The organism is Streptomyces sp. NPDC002835 (genome assembly GCF_053591995.1).
Window position 1 is genome coordinate 98,119 of the sequence record NZ_JBSFUW010000026.1, and the last position, 10,170, is coordinate 108,288.

The window sequence follows — 10,170 nt, forward strand, 5'->3', positions numbered from 1 at the left end:
CCTCCCCGCCCGGCCGAGTCCGCCACGTCCGCCGCGTGTGCCCCGGTGCAGCGGGGGCGGTCCGTGTCGCACAACTGCCCGTGGAACACTCGGCTCCATGCGTGATGTGTCCCTTGATCAGGCCTCCCGGGCGTTCCTGGCGACGGTCCGCGTCGGCGACATCCGCACGGGGACCGTCACAGAAATGGCGCGTTCCGATGTGGCACTGGTGGTTCTGGACGGCTTCGCCGGCCGGCCGCTGGGCACGGTGGGGCCGCTGGACCTTCCCTGGGGTGAACACAGAGCCCCTGTGGTCGGCCGGCGGATCACCGCCCAGGTGACCGGTGTCGACTGGGACGAGGGCATGGTCCGGCTGTCCATGGCCGCCGCCCAGCACCCGGAGCTCTGGACGTTCCTGAACGGACTGCACCGCGGCGACATCCTCTCCGGCACGGTCGCCGCGGTCGAGCGGTTCGGCGTGTTCGTGGCCCTGGACGACGGCCCCGATCACCCGGTCTTCCCCGGCGTCGGGTTCGTCACCGTGCCCGAGCTGTCCTGGCGGCACATCGACGCCCTGTCGGACGTCGTAGAGGTCGGGCAGCGCGTGTCGTGCGAGTTCCTTCTGTTCGACACCTGGCACGGAGAGGCCAGGCTGTCCCTGCGCGCGACGCAGCCGGACCCGTTCCAGGCTTTCGCCGACGCGACCCCGGCCGGCAGCACACTGCACGGCCGGGTCACCAAGCTCACCCCGATCGGCGTCTTCGTCCAGGTCGCCGACGCGGTCGTGGGCCTGGTTCCGGGGGAGCGGCCCGCGCGGCCGCCCCTGGCAGCGGCGGCGGACACGGTCCGGGTCGGTGACGAAGTCACCGTCGTCGTCACCGAAGTCGACCGGCAGTGGCGCAGGTTGGCCCTCTCCCGCGAGCCCGACGCCCCACGGCAGCCGGTGACTTCGCCCCAGGGTGGCTGACCGGCCTGCTCAGGAAGCAGAGTCCGAAGCCGTGCGCGCGTCGCCGGTCCCGTGCATGGTGGCGGTGTCGCCGGTCCACAGATAGGTGACGGTCACCCAGCCGTTGTCGTTCAGACCGACGTTGTAGAACGTTCCGTCGGCCAGGTCGATGCCGGCCGGGTTGAGGACGCGCCGGCCGAAGCCGTCGAGCCCGTCGTTGTAGCCGTCCTCGTACGCCGCCTGGGCCTCGGGCAGGCCCTGCGGCAGGCTCTTGAACATCTCGCGTACGGAGGACGGGTTCCAGTGGTCGTCGCGGATGTTCCACGGGCCGACGTCCCACACCGGCGCCGTCTCGCAGCGGGCCGGACCGCAGACCCGCACCGAGTACTCGGCGCTGCCCTTCGGGGACAGACCGCGCCGTGAGGGCAGCGCGACGAAATGGTCGTTCGGCCGGATCACATGTCCGTTGGCCGTGGTGCCGCCGACCAGGCCCTCGCGGGTGGCGAAGATACGGGCGCTGAACGGGGCGGCGGCCTCCGGCACGGGTTCGGCCACGCCCGCTGAGTCGGCGGTGAGCCGCAGCCCGGCGACGGTGGGGCCCGTTCCGTCAGGACCGCTGCGGAGGAGGAGCCGTGCCTGTACGTTCATGACCGTACGCGGCAGTTCGGCCGGAGCCCCCGGTGAGGCCTCGCGCCACTCGGTCCAGCGGCCGCCGGCGTCACGGCCGCGGATGTCGACCAGCACCTGCGCTCCCGGCGGCACCTCCGCCGTCACCTCGGCGGCGACCCGGTCGACCCCGTGTGCCAGGTGACGTACGGGCAGCACGGCGGAGCCCTGGCCGCGGCCGGTGCGGCCGGACGCGGCGGCGAGGCCGGTGTCGCGGATGCGCAGGGCGGTGCCGGAGTGGTGGACGTTGGCGTCGTCAGCGCCCTCCGTGGTCCCGTCCAGTTCCACGTCCCAGGTGACGATGTCCCCGGCGGCCTCCGGCGCCCGCGGTCCCTGCGGCGGGGCGTCGGCCGACGCGGCGCCAAGCAACGGCCCGGTGAGCGCCAGCAGCACCAGGGCGCAGAGCCCCGACCGCCGCAGCGCCGCGCCCCGGCCGATGCGGTCGCCCCCGTCGCGGACCCGGTCGTCCCGGTCGATCAGCTCCCCCCGGTCGCCCCCGTCAGTGCGCATGGGACCGTTCCCCTCCGTCGTGTCGTGTGCGGTCATGTCCCTCGGCGTCCTGCGTCGATGTGTCACGCTCTTGTCTTCGGGCGGCCCGGTCCCGGGGACGAGGCGGGCGGCCCCGGTGCTGCGCCGTCGGGGTGACGCCCTCGGGCCGGTACCACTGCATCCGCTCGCGGACGCGCACTCCGTCCCCACCGCTGGTAGGCCCTGCCGGGGAGTGGGACGCTGAAGGGGAAGCCGTCTGCCCGACGAGACGCACAAGACTCGGGAGGGCCCATGGGGCGTGACGTCCCGGCGCTCGTCTTCACCCGGGACGACCGCCGCCGGTACCGGGACAAGATGCAGGCCTGCCTCGACACGTTCGCGCAGATGCTGCGCGAGGCACGGTTCGAGTCGGAGCGGCCGCAGGTGGGTCTCGAGATCGAACTGAACCTGGTCGACGCGGCCGGCGAGCCCACGATGCGGAACACCGACGTGCTCGAGGCGATCGCGGACCCGGCCTGGGACAGCGAGCTGGGCCGGTTCAACCTGGAGATCAACATCCCGCCGCGGACCCTCACCGCGGGCGGCCCCTACGCATGGGAGCAGGAGATACGCGACGCCCTCAACCACGCCGAGCGGCGGGCGGCCCAGGTCGGGGCCCATCTGGCCATGATCGGCATCCTCCCCACGCTGCGGCAGCGGGACGTGGGAGAGGCGGCGCTGTCGGAGAACCCGCGCTACCGGCTGCTCAACGAGCAGATCTTCGCGGCCCGTGGGGAGGACCTGCGGATAGCGGTGGACGGGGTGGACCGGCTGCGCACGTACGCGGACACCATCACGCCGGAGGCGGCGTGCACCAGTACGCAGTTCCATCTCCAGGTCGCGCCCGACGAGTTCGCCGACTACTGGAACGCCGCGCAGGCCATCGCCGGGGTGCAGGTCGCGCTCGCGGCGAATTCGCCGTTCCTGTTCGGCAAGGAGCTGTGGCGCGAGACCCGTATCCCGCTGTTCGAGCAGGCCACCGACACCCGGCCGGAGGAGATCAAGGTGCAGGGGGTGCGGCCGCGGGTGTGGTTCGGCGAGCGGTGGATCACCAGCGTCTTCGATCTCTTCGAGGAGAACGTGCGCTACTTCCCGGCCCTGCTGCCCCTGTGCGAGAACGAGGACCCGCGCGAGACGCTCGACGGCGGGGACACCCCCGACCTCTCCGAACTCACCCTGCACAACGGCACCATCTACCGCTGGAACCGCCCCGTGTACGCCGTCACCCACGGCAAGCCGCACCTGCGCGTCGAGAACCGGGTGCTCCCGGCCGGGCCCACCGTCGCCGACACCCTCGCCAACGGCGCGTTCTACTACGGTCTCACCCGCGCCCTCGTCGACGAGGAACGGCCGGTCTGGTCGCGGATGTCCTTCCAGGCGGCGGAGGACAATCTGCACGCCGCCGCCCGGCACGGCATCGACGCCCTCCTGTACTGGCCCGGGATGGGCGAGGTCCCGGTGGCCGAACTCGTACTGAGGCGCCTGCTGCCCCTGGCCCACCGGGGGCTCGAGGTCTCCGGCATGGATTCGGCGTGGCGGGAGCCGCTGCTGGGCATCATCGAGCAGCGCTGTGTCACCGGACGCAACGGAGCGGTGTGGCAGGCGGAGATGTACCACCACATCGACGCCACGTCCCGCGTCGACCATCACGAGGCGCTGCGCCTGATGACACGGCAGTACCTCGACTACATGCATCTGAACGCCCCGGCGCACACCTGGCCGGTCGACTGAGCGCACGGACCACCGGTCGCGGCATTCATCGGATGAGTGGGACGCGATCCGGCGCGGCAGCCCCTGCGGCACCCCTTCTCCCCGACGGCCCGCGCCGCTACCATCGTCCGCACTGGGAGCGCTCCCACTCCGTGCACCACGCCGCACCCCGTCTCGTACCGCCACCCTGGCGGTCCCGCTCGGAGAGGACGTTTCCGTGCGCAGAAGCGCCAGACCATTCGCCGCCCTACTGGCGGCCCTGACCCTGACGGCCGGGCTGTTCGCCACCGGCAGTCCGGCCGCGGCCCGCTCCACGGCACCCGCGCCGGCCGCCGAACCATCCGATGTGTCCGCGTCCGCGGACGCAGCCGCGAACACGGTCACGAACGCCGCCGCGGACAGCTACACCTGGAAGAACGTGCGCATCGACGGTGGCGGCTTCGTGCCCGGCATCGTCTTCAACCGGTCGGAGAAGAACCTCGCGTACGCCCGTACCGACATAGGCGGCGCCTACCGCTGGAACCAGGCGGCGAAGGAATGGACCCCGCTGCTCGACTGGGTCGACTGGGACCGATGGGGCTGGACCGGCGTCGCGAGCCTCGCCTCCGACGCGGTGGACCCGGACAAGGTGTACGCCGCCGTCGGCACGTACACCAACAGCTGGGACCCCACCAACGGCGCCGTCCTGCGCTCCTCCGACCGGGGCGCCACCTGGAAGGCCGCCACCCTCCCCTTCAAGCTCGGCGGGAACATGCCGGGCCGCGCCATGGGGGAGCGCCTCGCGGTGGACCCCCACAAGAACTCCGTGCTCTACCTGGGCGCTCCCAGCGGCAACGGCCTCTGGCGTTCCACCGACTCCGGCGTGACCTGGTCGGAGGTCACCGCCTTCCCGAACCCGGGGAACTACGCCCAGGACCCGACCGACACCAGCGGGTACGCCAGTGACAACCAGGGCGTCGTGTGGGTGACCTTCGACGAGCGGTCCGGCAGCGCGGGCAGCGCCACGCGGGACATCTACGTCGGCGTCGCCGACAAGGAGAACACCGTCTACCGCTCGACCGACGCCGGCGCGACCTGGTCCCGGATCGCCGGACAGCCGACCGGATACCTGGCCCACAAAGGGGTCCTCGACTCCGCCACCGGTCACCTCTGTCTGACCCTGAGCGACACCGGCGGCCCGTACGACGGCGCCAAGGGGCGGATCGCCCGCTACGACACGGCCACGGGGGAGTGGACGGACATCAGCCCGACCGCCGAGGCCGACACCTACTCCGGCTTCAGCGGTCTGAGCGTGGACCGGCAGCGGCCCGGCACGCTGATGGCCACGGCGTACAGCTCCTGGTGGCCCGACACCCAGATCTTCCGCTCCACGGACAGCGGCGCGACCTGGACCAGGGCCTGGGACTACACGAGCTATCCGAACCGGTCCTTCCGCTACATCCAGGACGTCTCCTCCGTCCCCTGGCTCACCTGGGGCGCGAACCCGTCACCCCCCGAGGTCGCACCCAAGCTCGGCTGGATGACGGAGGCGCTGGAGATCGACCCGTTCGACTCCAATCGGATGATGTACGGCACGGGCGCGACGATCTACGGCACCGAGAATCTACGGACCTGGGACAGCGGCGGGAAGATCCTGATCACGCCGATGGTCAAGGGTCTCGAGGAGACGGCCGTCAACGACCTGGCGAGCCCGCCGTCGGGTGCGCCGCTGCTCAGCGGCCTGCTCGACATCGGCGGCTTCCGCCACACCGACCTCGACGCCGTGCCCGAGCTGATGTTCACCCGGCCCAACATGTCGGCGACCACGAGCCTGGACTTCGCGGAGGCCGCTCCCGACACCGTCGTACGGGTCGGCAACGCCGACGCCGCCCCGCACATCGGGTTCTCCACGGACAACGGCGCCAACTGGTTCCAGGGCTCGCAGCCCGCCGGCGTGACGGGCGGCGGCACGGTCGCCGCCGCGGCGGACGGCAGCGGCTTCGTCTGGAGCCCGGACGGCGCCGGGGTGCACCACACGACCGGTTTCGGCAGCTCATGGGCGGCGGCCGGCGGCATCCCGGCAGGGGCGATCGTCGAGTCGGACCGCGAGAACCCGAAGAAGTTCTACGGCTTCAAGGCCGGGACCTTCTATGTGTCGGCCGACGGCGGGGCCACCTTCACCGCCACGGCGTCCGGCCTCCCGGCGGAGGGCAATGTCCGCTTCAAGGCGGTTCCGGGCACGGAGGGCGACATCTGGCTCGCGGGCGGCGCGGCGAACGGGACGTACGGGCTGTGGCACTCCACGGACTCCGGCGCGACCTTCGCCAAGGTCTCCGGCGTGGAAGAGGCGGACGCGGTCGGCTTCGGCAAGGCGGTGGCCGGCGCCTCGTACCAAACGCTCTTCGTCAGCGCGAAGATCGGCGGAGTCCGCGGCATCTTCCGCTCCACGGACGCGGGGGCGAGCTGGACGCGGATCAACGACGACGCGCACCAGTGGGGGTGGACCGGGGCGGCGATCACCGGCGACCCGCGGGTCTTCGGCCGGGTGTACGTGGCCACCAACGGGCGCGGCATCATCTACGGCGAGTCGTCGGACGGTGACGGCGGTGGCGGCGACCCGGGCCCCGGTCCGGGCCCCGACCCGGACGAGCCGCCCGCGGACGCCGACTGCACGGTGACGTACCAGGTCACCAACCAGTGGTCGGGCGGCTTCCAGGCCGATGTGACGCTCACCAACACGGGCGACGCGGCCCTGAACGGCTGGCAGCTGCGCTGGACCTTCCCGGACGGTCAGAAGGTCGGCCAGATGTGGAATGCCACACACCGGCAGACCGGCGCGGAGGTGACGGCCGGCAACGTCTCCTGGAACGGCACGGTGGCCGTCGGCGCTTCCGTGAGCTTCGGTTTCACCGGCGAGTGGTCGGGCGAGAACGGCAGCCCCGACGCCTTCGGCCTGGGCGACGAGACCTGCACCGTCGGCTGAGCCGGACCGTGGGCGGCGCCGTGGGGTTCCTGGCCGACACCGGGAATCCCACGGCGCTTTGGTGTGAATGTCCGTTATGGAGAATTTGGCCGAACTCGCACCGGAAGGTGAATTCCGGGCGATTGTTGCGAGTTGGCGTCGCGGAGACGGCGCCGCGGTATCCACGGTTGCACGGCCACTCCGTGATGTCAGTCACCTGGCACTGTGCGACGGCGATGTCACCCGACCGCCACTTCCCTTCACCGGGAAGGGATTTGAGTTCCTTGACGCGGTAATGACAATGGGAAATCACCCCCGCGAAAGCACCTTTCGGATGGTGATCGACAATTCGCCACTTGTTTCGCCGGGACGCTCTCGCTTACGGTCACCGTCAATCCGGGTGGACCGCCGAATCCTGCCGCCGTCCGGAAACCAGACCACAACGACTCACGTACGGCAGGAGCGGGGGAACCAGGTAAGTCGCCGATCCGGAATCCGGAACGGCTCGGGGTGAAGCCGCATTCCCATGCGGCCGGGCATCTCCAGCCCGAACCCGACAGCTCACCTCGCAGGCGACGGAGAGGAATTCGCCATGCCCGCAAAGGGTAAGCACCGTCGTACCAAGGCCCGTTCGCTCACCCGCGGGATCATCGCCGCGAGCACCGGCGGCGCGGCCCTCGTCCTGCCGATCATGGGCGCCACCACTGCTCAGGCCGCCCCGGCGCAGCCCGTCTTCGCCGAGCGGGCCGTGGCGCCCGCCGCCGTGACCGCGCCTGCCGCCGCCGCGAAGTCCGGCCCCGTGATCTATTCCGTGGTCGCGGGTGACTCGCTCTCCAAGATCGCCGGCGTGCATTCCGTCGACGGCGGCTGGAAGCAGCTCTACAAGGACAACCGGAAGGCCGTCGGCAGCGACCCGTCGCTGATTCACCCGGGTCTCGAGCTGACGATCGGCGCCGCTTCGGAAGCCAAGGAAAAGGCCGCGCCCAAGAAGGCCGACCGGACCGCGGAGACCGACCGCGCGGACCGCTCGGAGCGGAAGAGCGCGCCGGTGGCGAAGGCCGCCGCGGCGAAGACCGAGAAGGCCGCCGCGAAGCCCGCGTCCTACGCGAACAACCTCGACGGCTGGATCAAGGAATCGCTGGACATCATGGCTCAGCACGGAATTCCAGGAAGCTACGAGGGAATTCACCGCAACATCATGCGTGAGTCCTCCGGCAACCCGATGGCCATCAACAACTGGGACATCAACGCCATCAACGGCACGCCCTCGAAGGGCCTGCTCCAGGTCATCCAGCCGACCTTCGACGCCTACCACGTCCCCGGCACGTCCCGCGACCTGTACGACCCGGTCGCCAACATCACCGCCGCGTGCAACTACGCCGCCGACCGGTACGGCTCGATCGACAACGTGAACGGCCCCTACTGACAGAACCGTCGCGACGGCTGATCCGTCGCACTCGGTTCACCGGGCCGGTGCCCGGGACGCGTCCCCCACGCGTCCCCGGCACCGGCCTTTGCCGTGTGCCCGGCCGCTCAACCCCGCAGGGCCACATGGAAAGACGAGAGCCACAGCACGACGGCGGCCCCCGCCCCGACCACCACACGCACGGTCTCGTCCGGCGACCCGGCCACGGCGACCACGGCGCCGACGACCGCGACGGCCGTCAGCAGAACGGCCGTCCACGTGTACTGCCACTGGTCGAAGAGGCGCGCGAGGCCTGTTAACCGAACTAACTCAGCTGTCTTCGCAGGTCAGACCGGGTATCTGCTAGCTTCCCGATGTGCTTGATGAGCAGCGGCCCGGAAGGGACCTGAGGAACTTTGTCCTGCCTGAGTCAGGCCAGTTACTGAAGACGGGAGATCCCTGGGAGCCGTACAGGGTGCTGGATCGACTCGGGAGGCCGGTCGAGCCCACTGCGCTATACCTCAAGGAGCTGATGGCGAGGGACAGCTCGCCGTTGACGCCACGTTCATACGGCATGGATCTGCTGCGCTGGTTCCGGTTCTTATGGGCGCTCGGGATCGAGTGGGACCGTGCGACCCGGGAAGATGCCCGGGACTTCATGTTGTGGATGAAGGTGGCGGACAAGCCAGAGCGTGTCCATTGGCGCCACCGCGGCAAGGCTCTCTCCGAGATCCCACCACCTCGCAGTGACAGGCCGGCGCCGGGGACACCGAATCCGGTGACTGGTAAACCCACGGTCGGGACCAAGTACTCGCCGGCAACCCGTGCTCATTGCGAGACGGTGCTGCGGGAGTTCTACAACTTCCATCTGGATGACAACACTGGTTCGTTGCTGGTGAACCCCTTCCCGTTGGTCCGTGGGCGCCGCTTGGCCCAGCCCGGGACACAGCGTGATGGTGAGAAGAAGCACCGGAACCGACGCACGGGCCTCTACCGGCCGACCGTTCCGCAGCGGGTCCCACGGCGGATTCCCGACGAGATGTACACCAGGGTCTTCGCCGGGCTCCGTTCTCACCGTGACCGCGCCTTGCTGGCCTTCTGGGTCGCCACTGGCGCCCGCGCCGAGGAGCTGCTCACCGTCAAGCAGGGCGGCGCGGTTGTTGGCGAGCAGACCGTCAGTGTGATCCGCAAGGGCACCCGCGACTACCAAGACCTGGCCGCCACCCCGGACGCGTTCGTCTGGCTGCGGCTCTACCAAGAGTCCGCCTGGAAGAAGGGCGTCCCTCGGGGCCGCCACCATCCGCTGTGGTGGACGCTGCGGCGCCCATGGCGGCCGCTGGAGTACGACGCGGCGCGCATGATGTTCAACCGCGCTAACGATCTCCTGGGCGCTAACTGGACCCTTCACGATCTGCGGCACACGGCGACGTTCCTCATGCTCGATGACCCGAACATGCCGCCGGTCTACGTGCAAAAGATCCTCGGCCACAAGTACCTGTCGACCCTGGACATCTACAACCGTCCGACCAGGGACGACGTCATCAGAGCCGGCCTTGCCCACCACGCCCGTCAGGAGAAGCGACGCGAGGAGACTCCTGTGCCTGTTGACGAGCCGGCCTACAACCCCGACTCCTTGTCCATCCTCTTCGGCCGGGACGCGTCATGACGAGCACTGCGACGCACGTCGGCTCGTCGAGCTTCGTTCCGCGGGTCACAAGTTTGGTGGGCGCCGAAGCGCTCACACTGATGAACGGGTCTGCCGCACGATCGGGTGACATCTGAACTGGCTTGCCCTGTGGGGCGGGTGGGAAGGATGTCGCTGTGCCCAAGCCTTATCCGGAGGAGTTCCGCCAGGACGTCGTGCGGGTCGCGAGGAACCGCGGTCCGGGTGTGACGGTCGAGCAGGTGGCCACCGATTTCGGAGTCCATCCGATGACGTTGTGGAAGTGGATGCGTCGCGCGGACGTCGACGACGGGACCAAGCCCGGAACGACC

7 protein-coding genes and 1 riboswitch are annotated in these 10,170 nt (G+C 70.1%); of the genes, 6 read left to right on the top strand and 1 reads right to left on the bottom strand.

The features are described from left to right. Positions 1-97 precede the first annotated feature (97 nt). Complete coding sequence (locus ACWD01_RS25385; protein WP_451165089.1) at positions 98-946, top strand: S1 RNA-binding domain-containing protein; 849 nt, start codon at positions 98-100, stop codon at positions 944-946. Between the two features lie 9 nt (positions 947-955). Here ACWD01_RS25385 and ACWD01_RS25390 read toward each other — a convergent pair whose 3' ends face one another. Continuing rightward, positions 956-2,101 (bottom strand): hypothetical protein, encoded by a 1,146-nt coding sequence (locus ACWD01_RS25390; RefSeq protein ID WP_451165090.1) that lies wholly within the window; start codon positions 2,099-2,101, stop codon positions 956-958. 270 nt (positions 2,102-2,371) lie between these two features. Between ACWD01_RS25390 and ACWD01_RS25395 the strand changes: the two genes are divergently transcribed. From ACWD01_RS25395 to ACWD01_RS25415, 5 genes are all read left to right on the top strand, one after another. Then, positions 2,372-3,850, top strand: a complete 1,479-nt coding sequence (locus ACWD01_RS25395) for a glutamate-cysteine ligase family protein (protein ID WP_451165091.1) — start codon at positions 2,372-2,374, stop codon at positions 3,848-3,850. A gap of 196 nt (positions 3,851-4,046) precedes the next feature. Beyond that, the gene (locus tag ACWD01_RS25400; RefSeq protein WP_451165092.1) at positions 4,047-6,791 is read left to right on the top strand and encodes a cellulose binding domain-containing protein; all 2,745 of its coding nucleotides are present in this window, start codon (positions 4,047-4,049) and stop codon (positions 6,789-6,791) included. Positions 6,792-7,200: 409 nt separating this feature from the next. Continuing rightward, positions 7,201-7,358, top strand: a riboswitch (cyclic di-AMP (ydaO/yuaA leader). A gap of 4 nt (positions 7,359-7,362) precedes the next feature. After that, positions 7,363-8,196 (top strand): LysM peptidoglycan-binding domain-containing protein, encoded by an 834-nt coding sequence (locus ACWD01_RS25405; protein WP_451165093.1) that lies wholly within the window; start codon positions 7,363-7,365, stop codon positions 8,194-8,196. Positions 8,197-8,650: 454 nt separating this feature from the next. Further along, a complete protein-coding gene (locus ACWD01_RS25410) occupies positions 8,651-9,841 on the top strand; it encodes a tyrosine-type recombinase/integrase (RefSeq protein ID WP_451165094.1) in 1,191 nt (396 codons plus the stop codon). Between the two features lie 155 nt (positions 9,842-9,996). Further along, positions 9,997-10,170, top strand: a 174-nt coding sequence (locus tag ACWD01_RS25415) for a transposase (protein ID WP_451165103.1), incomplete at its 3' end; no start/stop codon positions are given.

Coding starts and splice junctions, on each gene's coding strand:
- ACWD01_RS25385 (WP_451165089.1), top strand. CDS start 98: ATGCGTGATGTGTCCCTTGATCAGGCCTCCCGGGCGTTCCTGGCGACG.
- ACWD01_RS25390 (WP_451165090.1), bottom strand. CDS start 2,101: ATGCGCACTGACGGGGGCGACCGGGGGGAGCTGATCGACCGGGACGAC.
- ACWD01_RS25395 (WP_451165091.1), top strand. CDS start 2,372: ATGGGGCGTGACGTCCCGGCGCTCGTCTTCACCCGGGACGACCGCCGC.
- ACWD01_RS25405 (WP_451165093.1), top strand. CDS start 7,363: ATGCCCGCAAAGGGTAAGCACCGTCGTACCAAGGCCCGTTCGCTCACC.